21 protein-coding genes and 2 tRNA genes are annotated in these 18,922 nt (G+C 37.8%); 12 read left to right on the top strand and 11 right to left on the bottom strand.

The window, feature by feature from the left end:
• Window positions 1–78: 78 nt before the first annotated feature.
• Window positions 79–771, top strand: coding sequence for an aquaporin Z (aqpZ, locus tag I9192_RS20710; RefSeq protein ID WP_005035252.1), 693 nt, complete (start codon window positions 79–81; stop codon window positions 769–771).
• Window positions 772–886: 115 nt separating this feature from the next.
• Here the strand turns inward: aqpZ and I9192_RS20715 are convergent, their stop codons facing one another.
• Window positions 887–1,132 (bottom strand): hypothetical protein, encoded by a 246-nt coding sequence (locus I9192_RS20715; protein WP_005035250.1) that lies wholly within the window; start codon window positions 1,130–1,132, stop codon window positions 887–889.
• A gap of 190 nt (window positions 1,133–1,322) precedes the next feature.
• The gene (locus tag I9192_RS20720) at window positions 1,323–2,369 is read right to left on the bottom strand and encodes a DNA/RNA non-specific endonuclease (RefSeq protein ID WP_005035248.1); all 1,047 of its coding nucleotides are present in this window, start codon (window positions 2,367–2,369) and stop codon (window positions 1,323–1,325) included.
• A gap of 337 nt (window positions 2,370–2,706) precedes the next feature.
• Here I9192_RS20720 and I9192_RS20725 point away from each other — a divergent pair, with 337 nt between their 5' ends.
• A complete protein-coding gene (locus I9192_RS20725; protein WP_228289329.1) occupies window positions 2,707–3,054 on the top strand; it encodes a hypothetical protein in 348 nt (115 codons plus the stop codon).
• Between the two features lie 48 nt (window positions 3,055–3,102).
• Here I9192_RS20725 and I9192_RS20730 read toward each other — a convergent pair whose 3' ends face one another.
• A complete protein-coding gene (locus tag I9192_RS20730; protein WP_004826198.1) occupies window positions 3,103–4,983 on the bottom strand; it encodes a potassium transporter Kup in 1,881 nt (626 codons plus the stop codon).
• Window positions 4,984–5,103: 120 nt separating this feature from the next.
• Here I9192_RS20730 and I9192_RS20735 point away from each other — a divergent pair.
• Window positions 5,104–5,194, top strand: a tRNA-Ser gene (locus tag I9192_RS20735).
• A 68-nt stretch (window positions 5,195–5,262) separates the two neighbouring features.
• Here the strand turns inward: I9192_RS20735 and I9192_RS20740 are convergent.
• Both I9192_RS20740 and I9192_RS20745 read right to left on the bottom strand, forming a co-directional pair.
• Window positions 5,263–6,213 (bottom strand): hypothetical protein, encoded by a 951-nt coding sequence (locus I9192_RS20740; protein WP_200150019.1) that lies wholly within the window; start codon window positions 6,211–6,213, stop codon window positions 5,263–5,265.
• A 74-nt stretch (window positions 6,214–6,287) separates the two neighbouring features.
• The gene (locus I9192_RS20745) at window positions 6,288–7,199 is read right to left on the bottom strand and encodes a GIY-YIG nuclease family protein (RefSeq protein WP_151714016.1); all 912 of its coding nucleotides are present in this window, start codon (window positions 7,197–7,199) and stop codon (window positions 6,288–6,290) included.
• A gap of 670 nt (window positions 7,200–7,869) precedes the next feature.
• Between I9192_RS20745 and I9192_RS22425 the strand changes: the two genes are divergently transcribed.
• Genes I9192_RS22425 through I9192_RS20755 form a run of 4 tightly spaced genes read left to right on the top strand, consistent with a single transcriptional unit; the run spans window position 7,870 to window position 9,114 of the window.
• Entirely contained in the window at window positions 7,870–8,124 is a 255-nt protein-coding gene (locus I9192_RS22425) for a hypothetical protein (protein WP_080740844.1), read from the top strand.
• 3 nt (window positions 8,125–8,127) lie between these two features.
• On the top strand, window positions 8,128–8,256 hold the full coding sequence (locus I9192_RS22480) for a hypothetical protein (protein WP_009585514.1): 129 nt from the start codon (window positions 8,128–8,130) through the stop codon (window positions 8,254–8,256).
• Window positions 8,257–8,481 (top strand): hypothetical protein, encoded by a 225-nt coding sequence (locus I9192_RS20750; protein ID WP_005035236.1) that lies wholly within the window; start codon window positions 8,257–8,259, stop codon window positions 8,479–8,481. It begins immediately after the preceding gene.
• A gap of 48 nt (window positions 8,482–8,529) precedes the next feature.
• On the top strand, window positions 8,530–9,114 hold the full coding sequence (locus I9192_RS20755) for a hypothetical protein (RefSeq protein WP_200150020.1): 585 nt from the start codon (window positions 8,530–8,532) through the stop codon (window positions 9,112–9,114).
• Window positions 9,115–9,275: 161 nt separating this feature from the next.
• Here I9192_RS20755 and I9192_RS20760 read toward each other — a convergent pair whose 3' ends face one another.
• Window positions 9,276–9,623, bottom strand: coding sequence for a hypothetical protein (locus tag I9192_RS20760; RefSeq protein WP_171478383.1), 348 nt, complete (start codon window positions 9,621–9,623; stop codon window positions 9,276–9,278).
• A 255-nt stretch (window positions 9,624–9,878) separates the two neighbouring features.
• Between I9192_RS20760 and I9192_RS20765 the strand changes: the two genes are divergently transcribed.
• Together I9192_RS20765 and I9192_RS20770 are read left to right on the top strand one after the other, a co-directional pair.
• Window positions 9,879–10,106 carry a hypothetical protein gene (locus tag I9192_RS20765; RefSeq protein ID WP_004826172.1) on the top strand — a complete coding sequence of 76 codons (228 nt, stop codon included), beginning with the start codon at window positions 9,879–9,881 and terminating at the stop codon, window positions 10,104–10,106.
• 666 nt (window positions 10,107–10,772) lie between these two features.
• A tRNA-Thr gene (locus tag I9192_RS20770) sits at window positions 10,773–10,848 on the top strand.
• A gap of 112 nt (window positions 10,849–10,960) precedes the next feature.
• Here I9192_RS20770 and I9192_RS20775 read toward each other — a convergent pair.
• From I9192_RS20775 to I9192_RS20785, 3 genes are all read right to left on the bottom strand, one after another.
• A complete protein-coding gene (locus tag I9192_RS20775) occupies window positions 10,961–11,776 on the bottom strand; it encodes an SAM-dependent methyltransferase (protein WP_200150021.1) in 816 nt (271 codons plus the stop codon).
• A gap of 54 nt (window positions 11,777–11,830) precedes the next feature.
• A complete protein-coding gene (locus I9192_RS20780; RefSeq protein ID WP_010590904.1) occupies window positions 11,831–13,129 on the bottom strand; it encodes an FAD-dependent oxidoreductase in 1,299 nt (432 codons plus the stop codon).
• 719 nt (window positions 13,130–13,848) lie between these two features.
• A complete protein-coding gene (locus I9192_RS20785) occupies window positions 13,849–14,724 on the bottom strand; it encodes a pirin family protein (protein ID WP_005035224.1) in 876 nt (291 codons plus the stop codon).
• A gap of 276 nt (window positions 14,725–15,000) precedes the next feature.
• On the opposite strand from I9192_RS20785, the gene ycaC reads away from it, so the two are divergent.
• Together ycaC and I9192_RS20795 are read left to right on the top strand one after the other, a co-directional pair.
• Window positions 15,001–15,627 carry an isochorismate family cysteine hydrolase YcaC gene (gene ycaC, locus I9192_RS20790; RefSeq protein WP_005035223.1) on the top strand — a complete coding sequence of 209 codons (627 nt, stop codon included), beginning with the start codon at window positions 15,001–15,003 and terminating at the stop codon, window positions 15,625–15,627.
• 117 nt (window positions 15,628–15,744) lie between these two features.
• Window positions 15,745–16,668, top strand: coding sequence for a LysR substrate-binding domain-containing protein (locus tag I9192_RS20795; protein WP_200150022.1), 924 nt, complete (start codon window positions 15,745–15,747; stop codon window positions 16,666–16,668).
• Window positions 16,669–16,733: 65 nt separating this feature from the next.
• Here I9192_RS20795 and ahpC read toward each other — a convergent pair whose 3' ends face one another.
• The gene (gene ahpC / locus I9192_RS20800; protein ID WP_005035218.1) at window positions 16,734–17,297 is read right to left on the bottom strand and encodes an alkyl hydroperoxide reductase subunit C; all 564 of its coding nucleotides are present in this window, start codon (window positions 17,295–17,297) and stop codon (window positions 16,734–16,736) included.
• Window positions 17,298–17,496: 199 nt separating this feature from the next.
• Between ahpC and I9192_RS20805 the strand changes: the two genes are divergently transcribed.
• Complete coding sequence (locus I9192_RS20805; protein WP_004826157.1) at window positions 17,497–17,832, top strand: hypothetical protein; 336 nt, start codon at window positions 17,497–17,499, stop codon at window positions 17,830–17,832.
• Between the two features lie 173 nt (window positions 17,833–18,005).
• On the opposite strand, the gene I9192_RS20810 is transcribed toward I9192_RS20805, so the two are convergent.
• The gene (locus tag I9192_RS20810; RefSeq protein WP_005035215.1) at window positions 18,006–18,881 is read right to left on the bottom strand and encodes an AraC family transcriptional regulator; all 876 of its coding nucleotides are present in this window, start codon (window positions 18,879–18,881) and stop codon (window positions 18,006–18,008) included.
• Window positions 18,882–18,922 lie beyond the last annotated feature (41 nt).

An 18,922-nucleotide genomic window follows, 5' to 3' on the forward strand; every position in this document is an offset into this window, starting at 1 on the left:
ACCTCATCGAAAGATTATCAACTATTTAAAAAATAGCGACATAACCCATTCCGTTCAAAAAAATAAATAGGAATCAATATGAATAAATATCTTGCAGAATTTATCGGAACCTTTTGGCTGGTCTTTGGAGGATGTGGTAGCGCGGTACTTGCTGCTGCTTTCCCAGAATTAGGCATAGGTTTTGCTGGTGTAGCACTGGCATTCGGTCTTACAGTACTTACTGGTGCTTATGCACTCGGTCATATTTCAGGTGGACACTTCAATCCAGCAGTCAGTGTTGGTTTATGGGTGGGTGGTCGTTTTGATGCCAAAGACCTCGTTCCATATATCATTGCTCAAGTCGTCGGCGGTATTCTCGCGGCTTTTATCTTATATTTAATTGTTCAAGGACAGGCTGGGTTCGCTGGAACAGGTGGCTTTGCAACCAACGGTTATGGAGATTTGTCTCCTGGAAAATATTCTTTGGTTTCAGCATTGATCATTGAAATTGTTTTAACCGCAGTATTCTTAATCGTAATTTTAGGTGCAACGGATAAACGCGCACCAGCAGGCTTTGCACCGATTGCGATTGGTTTGGCGCTAACCCTAATCCATTTAATCAGTATTCCTGTAACCAACACTTCCGTCAATCCAGCACGCAGTACCGCGGTCGCTTTATTTGCAGAAACCGCTGCATTGAGCCAACTGTGGTTATTCTGGGTTGCACCGATCGTGGGTGCTATAATTGGTGCAATTATTTATAAAGTCGTTGGAAATGAAGCACGCAGTTAAATGCTTTGGTTTAAACCACACACATTGAACTTTAATTCAGTCTGTTAAATTTTAAAAAACCTGCTGAAGCAGGTTTTTTATCTCAATCTTTAAATAGAAATTAAATCAATAGCGCTTAAAGAAACGGATTTTCTATTTCACCTTCATTTTGACGAACAATCTGCGCGGGCAGATCACTTTGCTTCTCCAAAGTTGCCACAATGTCATTCAAATAACTTTGTAAAACTTTAGCAGCTTTTAAGCCTGCTTGATCCTTAGTAATCTGCAAGTTGCCATAGACATTGATACAATCCAGTTGATTTTCTAAGGTCAAATCATGAATTGCATGCGATTCCGTATCATTTTCAAAAGCTTTAAACATTTTAATTTTCTCTATTGTTAACGTTATAAACAAAAACCTGCTTGTATATACTCTTTTAAGCACCATCATACCCAGCCTCTCGCAAAGCGAGTAGCCACTTTCAATATCCATATGATTGAGCTTTGATCATCATTTTTTGATGGATAAAACAGCTCTAGTATAGATAGATTCTCCTCTAATACGGCTTTAATTATTTCAAAATTTGTAAAATATAATGCAACAAAGCTTCAGCCAATTGTTTTACCAAGGCATCTTTGGTTTCTTCATCTACTTTAGGCAACTCAATATTGCTGGTCGATGTAGAACGACTGGCAGGCTGGAATTGCTTTTGTACCGTGGTAATCTGATCCTGTGGCACAGCTTCAGCACACTGACTTTCTGCATCCCAATGAGAATATTCGATTTCTTTATTGGCTTTTACTTGATTGGCATTTAAAGGCAATTTATAGGTATTGCGCTTTTGTTCTTCGGTGAGCTGTGGAAATAAGTTCATTCCTAGCTGCTCTTCCAAATAACACACGCTGACCACTTTGACCTGCAATGAATTATTATTAGGCGCGTAATAAGCACCAATAATGCCATGTTTAGGCAAATAGATCGCTTTAAAGACAGCGGTTGGAACAATCACACCACGACCAATGGTTTTAAGTTTTTTGCCACTAAATAATGGTCCCGTAACCACATAAACATCTTTCTTTTGTTTGGTCACAATCGCACGTGTTGCTTCCTCTAACTCTCGCCAGACTTGCTGATTATTTTTAGGCGCTTGCGGCACCATATTTGCCAAAGAAAAGCTATCAAACTGAGAGGCTTTGGTCGACATATCGGCATTGGGCGACATATGTCCACGGTCATAACCAGAACCACGATAATCAGACAGTAGTGCTCGATGCTGACTGCTGATTCGCTCCTCTTCATGGAAGCTGTCTTCACGTTTAATCTTTTGGCTTAACCGTTGTGGTGATAAATACTCCGCTGTCCAAAGTGGTGTTTTGGAAATGCCCGAATACATCACATTAAAGCCATTAAAACACAAAGGATAACTGTTCTTTTTTAAACTGTCTTTCATCAAGATCGGCGGTTGATCTCGATAGAACTGATTTAAGCACTCAGAATTAAGAGAACTGCCTTGAGTAAAAGGCAATAACTGCAAAATTTTCTCTTGACCAAATGCAATCGCAAAGCTTCCAGTAGCCACCAGACCCAACACCAATTTAACTACTGAATTTTTCAACAAAAATCATCCTAAGCCACATAACAGACAAGATATTCAGAACCAATCCATACTTGGTTTTTGAATTCAATAAAACAGCTTAACAAGCTCAGGCAACGAAAGATATTATGTGAATATTCAACTGAATAAAGCTTCTACAATTTTTACCTATTCAAACAATTTTTTAAATTTCTCAAGCATTGATTGCTTGCAAAAAAATTAAGAAATTAAATTACTTCCATCGAATGACTTGCTGCTGTCATCGAAATTATGGCATGTTAAAATCAGATCTTCGACAGCTTTGCGACACAATTTGTCGCAGGGTTTATATTCATCCATCATGTTTATGGAATAACAGACAGTGCAAATATTCCGACGATTCAAACTTCAAGCAAAATATGGGATGATACTGCTCTGTGCTTTGCTAAATTGCGCTGCTTTTGCTGCTTCACCAACCGCTAAGCAAAGTATTGAAAATCAGTCCAAACTGACAATAAAACCTCATTTACAGAATAAAAGCCAACACCACCAGCACTTAAAAACCACAGTGCCCCCAATTAAACCTGCTCCACGCATATTGGAAACCATCCCGAAAGATCCGAACTCAACTGAATCACGCCGAATTATCGATATTTCCCCACCTCCTCAACATCAAGACCTCTCGCAACGTCCATCGTCCGCACCAACATCAACGCAAGCCAATGATTGAAATAAAAAAAGCCAGAATGATTTCTGGCTTTTCATATTGTGAGACTTTTTAAATCTCGATTTGACTACCCATTTCAACTACACGGTTCGGTGGAATTTGATAGAAGTCACTCACAGGGCTGGTATTACGTTGCATTGAAATAAACAGTTTTTCACGCCATGGTGCCATACCCTCACCCACGGTATGAATTAAACGATCACGTGAGATAAAGAAGCTGATATGCATCATATCGAACTCAACTTCAAGTTGCTTATATGCCAATTCAAGTGCATTCGGAATATCTGGTTGATCTTTAAAACCATAATAAACAAAGACACGTTGGAAGCGATCATCTAAGACTTCAACACGAATCCGCTCTTGCTCAGGTACATAAGGCACATCACGGGTAATCACCGTCACCATGATGTTACGTTCATGAAGCACTTTATTATGTTTAATATTATGCAACATCGCATGCGGTACAATATTTGGATTGCCTGTTAAGAATACTGCTTGTCCGGGTACAAACTGAGTTTCATCACTCAAGCTGACGCTTTTAATAAATAGGTCCAGTGGCAGGGCATCTTTTTCCAAACGGTTAAAGACAATTTCCCGTCCAGTTTTCCATGTCATCAGAATGGTAAACACGATTGCACCGATTAGGATCGGCACCCATCCCCCAGAGATGATTTTTAATGAGGTTGAACCAATAAAAACACTGTCTATCACTAAAAAGGGCACCGCAAATAATGCCACTTTCCACTTTGGCCAACGCCAGAAACCATAAGCTAAAAATGCGATTAAAATCGTGTCACACAGCATAGTCATTGTGACCGCCACACCATAAGCATTGGCAAGGTTGGCACTGTTTTGGAAAATCACGATAAGCAATAGGATCGAAACAAATAGAATCCAGTTAATAAACGGCAAGTAAATTTGTCCCTGCTCAACATCAGAGGTGTGATGTACGGTTAAGCGTGGTAAATAGCGCAGTTGAATGGCTTGGTTTGCCATGGAAAATACGCCTGTAATCACCGCTTGGGAGGCAATCACTGCCGCTGCTGTTGCCAAGGCAATCATCGGATATAAACCCCACTCAGGCACGAGTAGGTAGAATGGGTTTTCGATCGCACTTGGATCACGTAGCAACAGCGCCCCTTGCCCTGCATAGTTGAGTAAGAGGCACGGCAATACGATAATAAACCAACCTAAACGAATCGGCAGTCGCCCAAAATGCCCCATATCAGCATAAAGTGCTTCCCCCCCTGTTACGGTTAAAATCACCGCTCCCATCGTTAAGAAGGCAACAAAAGGCTGATGAAAAATAAAGTTCAATGCCCAATGTGGACTCAGCATGGTGAGTACATACGGTGTTTGGCTAATACTGTGAATACCAATTAAACCGATGGATGCAAACCAAGTCAGGGTGATTGGACCAAAGAATTTACCCATGGTCCCTGTACCATGTCGTTGCACAAGGAACAGTGCGGTAAGGATTCCAATCGCCAATGGCATTAACCATTTGTTAAACATCGGTGTAGCAATACTTAGCCCTTCAATCGCAGAAAGCACTGAAATCGCTGGGGTAATGATACCGTCGCCAAAAAACAGCGATGCCCCGATAAAGCCTAAAGCAATCAGAAAGATTTTTCGGTTATCTGGGATTCGGTTGGAACGCAAGTTGAGCGCCAGCAAAGACATGATCCCGCCTTCACCATTGTTATCTGCTCGCATGATGACGGTAACATATTTAAAGCTGATGGTGAGCATCATGCACCAGAAGATCAGCGATAAGATCCCCAGCACTGTTGCTTCAGTGATGGCGATGTGTGCGGTGAGAAAACATTGGCGTAGGGCGTACAAGGGACTGGTTCCGATGTCTCCAAATACCACCCCTAGTGCTGCGAGTGTGATCGCAGGTAACGCGGCTTTTTTTGCAGTACTTTGCATAGATTCGTCTTCAAAAATTAGACACTATTTTTGCGCAATCATATCACTGTGAAATTTTTTTTGCTCTAACTCAATTGTTGCTTGGCAGAATTCTTTTTTTTGGTTATCATCCCTCGCCTTGGTGAAGTGTCCGAGTGGCTGAAGGAGCACGCCTGGAAAGTGTGTATACGTTTATAGCGTATCGAGGGTTCGAATCCCTCTTTCACCGCCAAATTTATTCCAACCTCATCCACTGGAAGCTAAAAAGCCTAAACTGTCGTGGTTTAGGCTTTTTTGTGATTAATTATCCTCTTTCTTATTCCTCTCCACAGTAATATATTCATTCGGTATTACGATCTGCTTTTCAATATTTTTAACTTTATAAGAAATTAAAGTATTTTTACCAATACCCTGAAATAAGACTTTGATATCTTTAAAAATAAATATTTGATCTTGGTTAAGTTCTTTGGTTGTCGTTTTAGGTAAATCAATTAAATTCGCATAAGGAGCTTTGATATAGAGTGTCGTTTTTTCAGTACGGACACCTGTTTTTTGCATTGTATAATCCAAAAATAACTTACCAATATCCCCAATCAAAAACATCGGTACAAGCGGTGTCAGAACAATAAAAAACGTCATTTGTATACTGTCTTTAATATGTATTTCTAATCTTTTAAGTTTGGTCGTTGCAAAGGTTTTAAGGTTATCACTCGCATTTGGATCATCAATTATTTCTTTTAAGTTTTCAAATTTATTACTAAATTCTTTTATTTTCAGCCGATTTATATAAAAAGGATAATAAAATAATGCAATGAAAGCAGATGTAAGCGCTACATATAGGCTAATTTTCCAATGTAATAACAGCAAACCTCGAATGACATATAAAAAGTAAATTGATATAAACAATGTAGTTATGCTGATCTTTGGAAAAGTGAGCTTTTTTCCTATTCTTATATGAGGTGGTAAATATTTATCAACTGTACTGAAAATTAAATATACCAATGGTGTAAGAGATATACCAAAGAAAAATAATACCATGCTCATTCCGCCATAGACGAGGGAACATGCCACAAAAATTAGTAAAAAAACAAGGGTATCACCAAAGCTAATTTCCGATGGTATGTAACCAATGCTTACTAGATACGCAACTAAACACATTATTCCTATTGCAATAATAGCTTTAATGCTTGTCAGTACAAGTTCATGCCACTGATTAAAATTATTTAAAAGTCTTGTTGCTAATTCATACATAAATTATTGAACCAATTCTAGTAATGATATTTTTAATTTCTCTAATTTAACTGCCTCTATTTCTAATTATATATTTATTGCTTAACTTGTCTTTCCTCCCAATCCTTATAACTTGTTTTTGGTTCGCCTAAAAGTTTCCATACAGTAGGTCCTGCAGTTGGACGACCAAATAACATCGCAGCTGGTGTTGACGTACTGGTAAAAGCAACATCTTGGGTAAACTCTATTTTCTCATCATCGATTCGAATCATTCCCTTATCTATTAAAGATTGACGTTGATTAATAATATAATTGTGTTGAGATTGAGTTTGTTGCTTCTTTCCAATAGATCCTTGGCGAACATAAAAAACTCCATCCTTGATATAAGCCTGCCCCGCTACTTTATGATCACGGCTTGAAATCATAAACTCTACATCACCACGCTCTTTTAAAGCTAATATAGAATTACTGTGATGATCAGGAATAGAAGTAATCGGTGTAAGAACATTTACGCCTAAAGCAGGTAAAACAAAACTTAAATTATCAAAGAACGTTTCCATATCCGAAATATCAGCATCAGATAGCTTTCCTGCATAGTTTTTAAGTTCTTGCTTATTTTCTAATTGGTACAAGGTTTTTTCTTTAATGAATTGATAGGTTCGATACTCTAAATAAGCACAATGTGTTTTGGTTAAAGTTGTATCCTTACATTGAACCAGAATCACAGTATCCCAAAAGTCTTTATTGTAATCATGGTGTTGCATTCTTAGGATACCATTAACAGTTTCCCCAATATAAACACTGTACTTTCCTTCAAGCTCTTGGGCTTTACTTATCAAAAAGTAAATTCCTGAGCCGTGTGCATCTTCTTTTTCAATCAGTTGTTTTAAACTTGCCCTTGGTGCTGCATAAACATAACCCGTCCAATTCATAAGCTCTGCTCTTACGATACCGTTATGCTGTCCATCTACATAAAACAGACGAATTTGACGACCACGCTTTTGCATTTTTTACCCTTAGAATGAATTGTCTTAAAAACAAATTTTTATAGGTTAATTTTATCTATCAAAAGCATATCATTAATTTAATAGTCACTTGCAAAAATATCTTTTCTAATCAGCATTAAAAACTATACACATTTAGTTCGATTTTTTAAATCACGATATTATTATCATAAATCAATTTATATATTTCATCTCGCCCACCACTCCCAATTGACTAAACCCACCCCAAAACTTATCATTCAACTGCTGACCTACATTGTCAGTCGGTTTTGACAGACCGTTTCCTAAGAGCACTAAAAGAGTTCATCTTTTGGTGTGAGTTCTCGTGCTCCCTCTGCGGTAGAACGGGAGGGGGACACCTTCGGGTGTGCTGATTCTTAGGTTCAGTCTGTCAACCCCTTTTCGTTCTGCCACCATAATCAATTGACAGTGATTCGGCAGGACTTCTTTAACCTAAGGAGTCAACCATGACTAAGCATTTCTTATTTTTATTCCTTTCTCAAAAACGTTTTAGGCATATCCCCTGCCTTTGGCAAAATTAATAGATTTTATTTCAGCTTAGATTGATCTAAAGGCATAACAGCTCTTTGGACAGGCAAGCTATGCCTTGAATTTGATCAAATCGCTGAATCTAAATTTAAAAAATAACCACAACAATAAATGAGAGAGAATGATGAACATTCACACTTCAATTTTAATCATTACCTGTTCACTCCTGACACTCGGTTGCGCCAGTAAATCAGAACGCGAGTTTATCAGTGGCTGTCAGTCTACAGGTATGGACCGCAGCGCATGCAAATGCGCCTATAAAAAACTCGAAAGCAAATACGGAGAAGACAGTTTAAAGAACAACCTCTACACACTGACCCAGAGCGAATCATTTCAATACGACTTGATGCAAAGCGGTCTGCAATGCTTGAGGGAGTAAGTCATGAGAACGATAGCAGCAATCGTTTGTGTGATCGTGATCATCTGTTTTCTAGGGCTTCCCTTTATCGGCTTGATGATCATGTTTGGACTGTTTTACCTACTTCTTAAATTTGCACTTGGGGGAAAATAAATGAATACATCCATTACATCTTGGCTCATTCGTGGTTACTTCATCATTGGCTTACTATTTGCCCTCTACCAAAACTATTGGGGATCACAAAGCTATAAATCATTTGCCTACCATTTAGGGCAAGGCGTGATTTGGCCTGCGGTGATGTTTCCTTCTGTGGGTAAATTTATTGGTGGTGTACTGATTCTTTTGATTGTGGGCGGATTACTGCTCAAGCCTAAATAAACTTTAGCATTGATCAGCTATTAATAAAAAACTAAAAAGGAGAATGACATGAAACTTCAGCCACAAATCATCATCAATCTAATCATGATCGTCGCACTGATCGCGATTATTTATATTTTATTCAATCAATCCAAGTCAAACCCACAAGAAAATGATCATGAGACAATCATCCAGTCTGAACCAACACAAAAGTCGGCGTCAGAAGTCGCAATAGATAAGGTATCTGCACAACCTTCCGCTAGCCTTACTTCATCAGCTCAACCAATACAAAGCGTTAAAAAGTCATCAAACTCAGTGATTAAAATGCAGCATTGTGGAGCAAATGAATACAGTGTTGATTGTTCTAACACTGCATATCCACTGATTTGGTTTATGTATAGCGCTGACCCTAGACCCAATGTTGATCAGATGATCAGTATTGAATTTATGAAAGCCAATCAATTCAAAGACCTGTGGATCGACGAATTAAAAATTTCGACCCAAGATAACAAATCATGTCAAGTGGTTACGTGGGGAGCGGATGGTGAAAACTTAACTGATGAAGGCTTAAGTATTATTTTAGATCACTGCCCGATGAAACAAATCAAATCTGTAGACCTTAAAATAGAAGGTCAGGTTTATCGGTTCACTTAACTGTGATTGATCTGCTTAAAACATCAAGCACAAGTAACCTGTAATTTTTACTGAAACCGATCTGTTTTAGACACATCGGTTTTATTTCAATCTGATCGAATGGGATGATCTGAAATTGTCTGACTTCAATAAACTTGTTAGCTTGATCGAAAAATAAGAGCTTATCTCGTTTCAGTCGGCGTCACTACATCTGCTGACTGACACACCTCTAGCCACTTGACTTTGAAATCATCAATGGCTTTTTGACGGGTTAAAGGAATTTGATAAATCGGAACATCCTTTGCATCGTCAATCATACCTTTTAACAATACCTGTTCTTTTGCAGATAAGGCTTCAGGATTAAAATCAACATCATCCAGCGACAAACCACTTTGACGTAACTGCATTAACATTGCGGAGGTTTCTTCAACCAACTGACATTCATTCGGAACTTCAGCATGTGCAACCGAAACCAAAAATAATAAAATACTGAATCTTTTCATTCTCAATTGTTCTGTTTTTGACTTCATTGAGTTATACGATATTTAAACTGTTTTTTGAAGCAAATAGATACATATCCACTGAATGAATCAGACAATTCCCTATTTCAATTCATACTTTCTTGAATTAGTATCAAGTGAAAAGAACTTCTCGATATATGCAAAGGAGGTGAAATACAAAATAAAAATCATATAGATGTAATATTCTCTTTAGATAATGATGATGCAGTACCTATTAGCGATTCAAACAAGTTTATGACATAAAACTGCTATTCGGGAGCAACAATGAATAACAGCGCCAATTATGTAAGACAAGTCAAAAATGCTAAACGTGGTGGATACACCCCAACTATTGCCAAGGATGTAAATAAACATAAAATTCAGAAAGCTATCCAGTTGATTGAGCAATGGAGAAAACTCGCAAACGAATTGAAACCCCAAATGCAATTTGATATGGCAATCACTCTAGAAGAATGCGCACAAGATTTAGATCATATTTTGAGGAGAAAATAAGTCTATATTTTTAAATCGGATAAAGATTTATTCAAATTCACTAAAAACCATAAGGCTTACATTTCAGTAAGCCTTTTTGCCAGTACACAACCATTTCATCTCTATCGCATCCATCCACTTTAACTCATTTTTGCTAAGTGATTGATCCAACGAGACCATCCTAGAAGATGTTTGATACACAACCAACAATTCTAAGGAAAATCAAATCATTCAAGATCAGAAAAATATGGTTTGGATTTAAAAGCACTTAAAAAATAATATGTTTTTTTGAAATAATAAATGCTTCACTATTTACTTATCAATTCAACTTTGATAAAAATAATGCATATTATTTCACACTAAAAAATAAATACTATGAAAAACTTCCAAATCGTTTTATTTGCAATTTTACTGCTTGCCAATAGTGTGGTTTTTTCAATGACAATTTTTGGCTAAGTATCTAAAATCAGCACAATTCTAAAATTAGATGATAGATTGCTTAAAAAACCAATCTATACTGTACAAACTGGCATTTACTAGTTTAATTCTTTTAACCTCTCTTTCAATATTACAGCTTTCCTAAATACCTTAAAATCTTTGATTTTAAATAAAAAAACTTTAACTCACTCAAGTGCTTATTTTTTGGCTTGCATTCTTATCATTTTTCTGTAGAATTCTCGCCACGTTGCCGGCATAGCTCAGTTGGTAGAGCAACTGACTTGTAATCAGTAGGTCCACAGTTCGAATCCGTGTGCCGGCACCATTTTTTACTTAGCCTCGCTTTTTAGTGAGGCTTTGTTGTTTCTGAATGATGCTTTTTGCATCGTCATATTCGGTCTTCTTTTTCCGATTTCTTCAATTAAAAAATCTTATCTTTATGCTTTTATCGCACTGATCTGTATATAACGCACGATGCCCTCGTTAAATAGTGTTTCGCAGAGCTTGGCGGTCATCTGTATTTTGAATTGGTCCAATCCTCGCCCCATGTCTTTTCTAGCAGCAATATATTGACTAAACCCAGCAAATACCGCTGTAGAAATATCTTGAATCTCAATCTGCTTCAAATGATGTTGTTCGAGTGTTTCATGAATTTGCTGTTCTGTTTGCAAATCTTTGAAACGAACATCTGCTGCTTTTAACAGGTATTGATATTTTAGCTTTTGTTTTGAATTTAAATGAGCATCTGACAGCATCAAATAATGAAAGGCTAAACGTCCTTTTGAATTTAAAAGTGGTGCAACTGAAGTCAGAAATGAATTTAAATCACTATGGTAGGCTGCATCAATACACATCACCACATCAAAAGCTTGAGAGAAAAGGTTTTTATTTAAATTCAAAAATGATTGGCAATGAACTGCTTTAACACGGGGAAGTTGCTTTTGAATTTGCTTGACGCAGTGTGGTTGTAGCTCTACTGCTTCAAGATGCTGAATCTGATAATGCGTTAACCAATATTTTAAACTCGCACCTTGCCCACAACCCAAATCTAGCACACGATCATGCGATTGAAGTTGCACGGCGTCTGCAAGTCCTTGTGCAAGCTGTTGGCAGGCTTGGGGGTAGGAAGACGTTGTTACTGTCCACAAGCCGAGATTGGTCCAAGCACATTCAGCGGTATCGCCCAACATCTTTGCATTGATTGCATATTTATGTTTGGGAAGTTGTTGCTGAATTGCTTGAATCCATTTCATGTTTAAATGCTCAATCTGAAAGTGATGCTGACACACCACCCATCTGATTTAGCATTAATAACCGAGTTGTGGTGCGACCTCAACATTAGGCTTTAAACCTTTAAATGGCAATGGTGCATTAAATATCTCTGCAATATGCATTGCCGAAGTGACCGCTGACTCAAGGATAGGTAAACCGTCACAAGACCATGAACCACAATAAAAGACTTTGCGATTTGCCACTTTATGGCGCGCTTGCAACTCTTTATTCAATGCAACAGTTTCAGAGTCTACCACAGCTCGCGTTAAGGTCACTGTTGAAATAATTTTCTTAGGATCAATTGTCGTAACTGGACGCCAAGTTTGGAAGACTGGAGACTTACCCACCAGACTCGGTTCAATCGAGTTGAGCCAAACCGTGAACTGTTGCTTGGTAAATTTACGGTCCATCATATAGCTCAACACGGACCAGTCTTTACGGTTTGGAGGCATCACCGTTGGATCGGTGTGCATGACCAATTCACCCTGCTCAAATTTAAACTTTTTCAAAAGTTCAATATCATCAGCAAACTGTTCAACATTTAAAAAACTGTCCAATTTGTTGGTCGGGGTGGCAACCACAACACGATCAAACTGGAATTGCTCGCCTTGGGCATTTTTAACCAAAACAGCTTCGCCCTGTTCTTCAACCAGCGTAATTTCAGAACTGCTATGTATATCAATGCCTTCGATTAATTTATCGACAAAAGCAGGTGTACCGCCATGTAAACGAAGCAATGCATCGCCATCAGTTAATTGCTTTAAAAAGATTAACAACGGCTTTGCTGGCCATTCACCAATCGTTTTAGGGTCACAGGTACAAATTGTATAGAGCACTGGCATTACCGCACCATGCCAAAATACTTCTTCGATTTCATTCTGATTGATAAAATCTGCGAGAGTAATCTCTTGATTTTTAGATTTAAAAAACTGAGAAACTGCTGTTTTAAGTTGCAACATCCCTTTCACCAAACGCCATCCGTACTGCTTAATGCCTTTGCGGTTATTGATAATCGGAAAATTACCAATCCGAGTACGAGAGGTGGTCAACCATGTTTCTGTTTTATCTTCAAATAACCAACTGCACGCCATAAAAGTACGTACAGGAAATGTTTTTATACCCAAATGTGTCGCTAGGCTAAGCGTGTTTTTCCATAAATGTGGATTCATCACACGTAATGGTGCATCAATTAAGCCACCTTCAAACTCAATACTGTGACTATCCATCCCACGACCAGGTAATGCTTCAAAGATGGTAATGTGATGACCTGCATCTTTAAGAATTCTTGCGGTAGCTAGGCCAGCCATACCACTACCAATCACTGCAATATCCAAAGTTATTATCCGTGCGTAACCATTTTTTTTATTATGAGCTATAGCGGATTAAATCACGGTATTAAAAAGTTCCACATTTAACTTTTTTTGTTGGAATTTTTTTAGAAAAAAATGCCCATTTTAAGCTTACCATTCATCGGAATCCTAAATATTGCGAATGTATGCGATCTACATGATTTATATTTCATTTTTATTTTCATATATTGAAAAATTCTGTTAAAAACATAAAGATAATTTAACTATTTATTAAAAAATCGTTTACAAACCGTATTTTCTTATTTAAAATTTACAGCATAAAAATGATAAGCAAATCACATTTATAATAAAAACAAATAATTATGACTATATCGACAATAAAAGAAACTACAGCACAAAAAGGATCTCTATAGTGTGGAATAGAGATCCTTTTTTTTCAGTTTGAAATTTACCTATAGGATGAAAATTTTTGCTGTTGTTCGCATAATAAGCCTTGATCAATTTTTATCATTATGCTCAGAATTTAGGCAAACAACCCAATATGTGCTTTACTTCACATTTTTCATTTATTATGATGCATGCAATACATTAAAACCATCATATAAGAATAGCGATTTCGAATACAAGAAAACTACAGCGTAGAGAGCTTTTGATTGATGAGATCAAAGCTCTTTTTTCTTTTTCAGACCCGAACTTCATACAATTTCGAGTATAAAAAAGCGGATTTTACAATCCGCCTTTGTTTAAGCTTCTGCTGCAATTTCGCCGAATTTACCTTGATTGAAATCGTTAAAAGCTTGCACGATCTCTTCCTTGGTATTCATCACAAATGGACCATAACCCTGAATAGGTTCATTCAACGGTTTACCAGTCAACACCAAAAACTTAGCATCTTGCACCGCTTCAAGTTGAATTGTTACATCGCCATCTTGATCAAACATGACGATCGAACTGTCGAGTACTTTTTGCGTACCGTTGAGTAGCATTTCACCTTCAAGGACAACCACCAACGCATTATGGTCAACAGGAACATGAACAATTTGCGTATGGTCTGCTTTTAATTGACCATCCCATACATTCACAGGGCTAAATGTTGAAGCAGCGCCTTGTTGTTCAGCATATTTTCCAGCAATCACACGCAAATGCCCTGCATCATCATCAAAATGAATTACAGGAATATCTTGTGCAGAAATGGCTTGGTACTTCGGTTGAGTCATTTTATCTGCCGCAGGTAAGTTTACCCAAAGCTGAACCATTTCAAACAGACCGCCTTTTTCGGTAAACTCATGTGAATGGAACTCTTCATGAACCAAACCAGCGCCCGCAGTCATCCATTGCACATCGCCGGTTTTAATCGTTCCACCACCGCCATGTGAATCCTTATGCGTCACTTCACCTTGATATGCAATAGTTACGGTTTCAAAACCACGATGAGGATGCGAACCCACACCATGCTGTTCATGACTTGGTGCAAATGTGTAAGGTGCGGCATAGTCTAAAAGTAAAAACGGGCTGATTGCCTGACCTAGACGATCATAAGAAAACAAGCTTTTTACTGGGAAGCCATCACCCACCCAATGCATATTTTGATTGCGGTATACACCGATAATTCTTTTCATCTCAATACTCCTATCTCTAGGCTTTAATATGATTGTATTTTATGTTTTTTAAAGTGCTGAATACAGCAACCCATCAATACACTGTATCTCAAATATAGGACATTAAAGCCCAATACTCCCCCTTACATGCCCGATAATAATCTTATATATGGGATTATTTATCTCATTTTTTAGACTTATTTGTTCAATATAAACCCCCTAAGATAAAGTCCATACAAAGCAATTTGTTTTGTTTTTAAGCACAATTTAAACTTTTTTAAATTCAGGATATAAAAAATGGGCAAACCTTACGTTCGTTTAAATAAAGAAGATGCAGCCGTATTATTAGTCGATCATCAAACAGGATTGTTGTCTTTAGTACGTGATATTGATCCAGATAAATTTAAGAACAATGTATTGGCACTCGCAGCAGCAGCCAAATATTTTAACCTTCCAACCATTTTAACCACCAGTTTTGAAGATGGTCCAAATGGTCCGCTTGTACCAGAGTTAAAACAACTCTTTCCAGATGCGCCTTATATCGCTCGCCCTGGTCAAATCAATGCTTGGGACAATGAAGACTTTGTGAAAGCTGTAAAAGCAACTGGCAAAAAGCAATTGATTATTGCAGGGGTTGTGACTGAAGTTTGTGTGGCTTTTCCTGCCCTTTCAGCCCTTGAAGAAGACTTTGATGTGTTTGTGATTACCGATGCTTCTGGCACTTTCAATCCACTCACTCGTGATTCAGCTTGGGATCGTATGAGCAGTGCAGGGGCACAGTTAATGACTTGGTTTGGTGCTGCCTGTGAATTACATCGTGACTGGCGCAATGATATCGAAGGTTTAGGTACATTATTTGCCAACCATATACCTGACTACCGTAACCTGATCAACAGTTACAATCAGAATACTTCTCAAAAATAAGACAATCTGCTCTCAAATAGAAATGTAAGCGCTTACATTTCTATTTTGAGTGGATATGATTGAGTGTATTTTCCTATCAGTGATATGATCTAAACAACCCAATTCAGAGATATAGCTGTGCATTCTTTTGACGACTACTATTATTTTTATTTGGTTGTAAAGCATGGCGGATTTAGTGCTGCAAGTGAAGCCAGTAACATTACCAAGTCAAAACTTAGCCGACGTATTTTGGATTTGGAAGCAAAATTCAATGTCACTTTAATTCAACGTTCGACACGGCATTTTAAAGTCACACCTTTAGGGCAAGAATTTTTTGAAGAATGCTCCAAGATTATTGATCAAGCTGATACTGCACAGAATGTATTATTAAAACAAAAAGTTGAATTGCAGGGACTGATTAAAATTAGTTGCCCTCCCGTGATGTTAGAACACCAAGTTCGTCCTATTTTAAATCAGTTTTTAAAAAAATATCCCAAGGTCAATGTTGAATTAGCATTGACCAGTCGACGTATCGATATTTTGCATGATGATATTGATTTGGCGATTCGTACCAATTTCACCATGAATGAAGACTCTAGTATCATTGTGCGTGACATTATTAAAACCACGCATTGCTTAGTCATTAGTCCTGAACTTTTAGGCGACCGTGAAATTCAGCATGTCACCGAGTTATGTGAATTTCCAAGCATTGTTTTAGGTACAGACAAACAGCATTATCATTGGCATTTACATCATAACGAGCAACAAGAGGAAATCGATATTCCTCTGCAACCGCGTATCAAGAGCAATGACTTGATGGGTGCCTATTATGCAGTTTTGGATGGTTTAGGCATTGCCGATCTGCCTTATTTAACCGTAGAACAAGATATTGTTTCGGGTCGTTTGATTCATATTTTACCTGAATGGTGTTCCAATATCGGGACTGTACAACTGGTTTATGCATCCAGAAAAGGACAACGCTTAGTGATGGAAAAACTCATTGAGGATCTTGTTGAAGGCATCCGTGCTTATGCCCCTCAACAAGAGGGTTATGTTCTCTAAAGCCAATTTAAAAAAACCAGAAGTAGCACTTCTGGTTTTTTTTGAGACTAAAAATGATTGAACAATTAGATTTTACCAATCAGGTCAATTGATGGCGCAAGTGTCGCATCACCTTCTTTCCATTTTGCTGGGCAAACTTCACCTGGGTGAGTATGGACATATTGTGCAGCTTTGACTTTACGCAATAGCTCTTGTGCATCACGACCAATACCGCCGGCATTGATTTCTACGATTTGAATCTTACCTTCAGGATCAATGACAAATGTCCCACGGTCTGCAAGACCTTCAGCTTCAATCAGCACTTCAAAGTTTTTTGCCAATGCCCAAGTTGGATCACCAATCATTGGATATTGAATCTTTTTGATTTCGTCTGAATTGTCATGCCAAGCTTTATGGGTAAAGTGAGTATCTGTAGAGACTGAATAAATTTCGACACCCATTTTCTGGAATTCTGCATAATTATCGGCGAGATCACCTAACTCTGTCGGACAAACAAAGGTAAAATCCGCAGGATAGAAAAATACAACTGACCATTTACCAAAGAAATCTTTTTCAGACACTTCAATAAATTCACCGTTTTTATATGCTGTTGCGTTGAATGCTTTAACTTCAGTATTGATTAAACTCATGTGGTCTTCCTTCAATTCGTTTCAGGGATTGCTTATCTGTGAAGCCACTATACGAAAAATATTTAAATCGGTAAAACTGTAGTTTTTAATAAAATAAATCGGTTTTATGAATTAAAAGGATTTTCATGTTGTTCTTGCAAAGTTGCTTGACCTCGCAAGAATTAATCTGTAGATTTTCTTTTTGCGTGGACTTTAAAAAATGACGTTCTCAGCTATTTTGGAGCAATTCCAAAACCTTCCTTTTGGTACAGATGCCTTTAAACAACTGAAAATAAACTGTGAAGATCAAATTCTTGATTGCGAATCAGACTTTGAGAAAACAGCATTGTTTATCATTTATGGCTTTGCCAAAAACTATGTTTTACTCTATGAAGATCAAGCCATCACTGCTGAGTTTGCAACCAAAGCAAAATCACAATTACTCGATTATATGCATCAATTTAATTCAGCACTGAGCAGTAATAATAGCCAACAGATCATGCAAAGCTATAATCAAGTGAGCAATCACTATATGCACAGCTCACGTATTTTCTAAGCCGCTTTCAAAATACTGCCTTTTAGTTTTAGTGTCATCCCATAATACAACAAGGTTGATCATTCGACCTTGTTTATGACATCCGTAACGCCTCAGAATAGAAAACCCGTGATGATTGAGAACTACAAAATAAGTAAATTACCCAAAGCTTCTATTTCAAAGCCTCGATCATATTAATAACGACTTTTTTCAGCTTTTCTCATTTGAGATGGAGAATACCCAAATTGCTTTTTAAAACGATTGCTAAAATGACTACTTGAGCTGAATCCGTATTGTTCTGAAATGTCCATCATACTCGCTTTGGTTTGTTGTAAAGCTTGATGAGCCAATTCCAGACGACGTTGCATCACATATTGATGTGGTGGGATCTGCATGGATTGCTTAAACATATGTGCAAAATGATATTCGCTCAGTTGAGCTTGTTGAGCCAAATCAGATAGGGTCAAGCTTTGCTGAATATGCTGATCAATCCATTCCAATACGTGTTTGAGTGTATAAGGCGACAAGCCCCCTTTGATCTCTGGCGCCTGCCACTGAGCAGCACTATAATTTTTAATCAGATGATTGAGCAACAGTGTCGTGGCTGTACTCATTTGCAAGTGATTTTCACTGTGCTGCCAAGTCGTATTTAATAAAAAATGACGATAAATCATTGCGATCTGTGGATCAGCAACAAAAATTTGCGGATCTAATATAATTTGACTCGGCTCACGATCCCACACCTGTTCTGCTACACGTTGTAAGTGTTGCTTGGTATAGTAAAGATGCGCAAAAGTGAGCGGATCTCGTAGATCCCAAGTTGACTCAAAATCTTGAGGCATTAAGCACATATGATCTGGTCCACCGCCATTGTGCCAACCCTGTGCTGTCTTTTGATAACTGTGATAACCACCTTGAACATACATACTCAGGGTATGGTGGTTACTGCATACATTTACACGATCTTGGTTATTTTGCCACATGGCTAATTGCATACCAGAACCCAACTCGACCGAATCCAGCAGTTGAGCTTTGTGCTGTTGCAATTGATCGAAAATCTGATATTTCATCTTGTATACGCAGTACCAAATTTGAATATTGAGTGTAAGAC

It is taken from the genome of Acinetobacter bereziniae (genome assembly GCF_016576965.1).
Classification (GTDB): domain Bacteria; phylum Pseudomonadota; class Gammaproteobacteria; order Pseudomonadales; family Moraxellaceae; genus Acinetobacter; species Acinetobacter bereziniae.

Coding starts and splice junctions, on each gene's coding strand:
- I9192_RS20775 (WP_200150021.1), bottom strand. CDS start 11,776: ATGAAATGGATTCAAGCAATTCAGCAACAACTTCCCAAACATAAATAT.
- I9192_RS20765 (WP_004826172.1), top strand. CDS start 9,879: ATGAATAACAGCGCCAATTATGTAAGACAAGTCAAAAATGCTAAACGT.
- I9192_RS20750 (WP_005035236.1), top strand. CDS start 8,257: ATGAATACATCCATTACATCTTGGCTCATTCGTGGTTACTTCATCATT.
- I9192_RS22480 (WP_009585514.1), top strand. CDS start 8,128: ATGAGAACGATAGCAGCAATCGTTTGTGTGATCGTGATCATCTGTTTT.
- I9192_RS20740 (WP_200150019.1), bottom strand. CDS start 6,213: ATGTATGAATTAGCAACAAGACTTTTAAATAATTTTAATCAGTGGCAT.
- I9192_RS20760 (WP_171478383.1), bottom strand. CDS start 9,623: ATGAAGTCAAAAACAGAACAATTGAGAATGAAAAGATTCAGTATTTTA.
- I9192_RS20805 (WP_004826157.1), top strand. CDS start 17,497: ATGACGTTCTCAGCTATTTTGGAGCAATTCCAAAACCTTCCTTTTGGT.
- aqpZ (WP_005035252.1), top strand. CDS start 79: ATGAATAAATATCTTGCAGAATTTATCGGAACCTTTTGGCTGGTCTTT.
- ahpC (WP_005035218.1), bottom strand. CDS start 17,297: ATGAGTTTAATCAATACTGAAGTTAAAGCATTCAACGCAACAGCATAT.
- I9192_RS20745 (WP_151714016.1), bottom strand. CDS start 7,199: ATGCAAAAGCGTGGTCGTCAAATTCGTCTGTTTTATGTAGATGGACAG.
- I9192_RS22425 (WP_080740844.1), top strand. CDS start 7,870: ATGAACATTCACACTTCAATTTTAATCATTACCTGTTCACTCCTGACA.
- I9192_RS20715 (WP_005035250.1), bottom strand. CDS start 1,132: ATGTTTAAAGCTTTTGAAAATGATACGGAATCGCATGCAATTCATGAT.
- I9192_RS20810 (WP_005035215.1), bottom strand. CDS start 18,881: ATGAAATATCAGATTTTCGATCAATTGCAACAGCACAAAGCTCAACTG.
- ycaC (WP_005035223.1), top strand. CDS start 15,001: ATGGGCAAACCTTACGTTCGTTTAAATAAAGAAGATGCAGCCGTATTA.
- I9192_RS20730 (WP_004826198.1), bottom strand. CDS start 4,983: ATGCAAAGTACTGCAAAAAAAGCCGCGTTACCTGCGATCACACTCGCA.
- I9192_RS20755 (WP_200150020.1), top strand. CDS start 8,530: ATGAAACTTCAGCCACAAATCATCATCAATCTAATCATGATCGTCGCA.
- I9192_RS20785 (WP_005035224.1), bottom strand. CDS start 14,724: ATGAAAAGAATTATCGGTGTATACCGCAATCAAAATATGCATTGGGTG.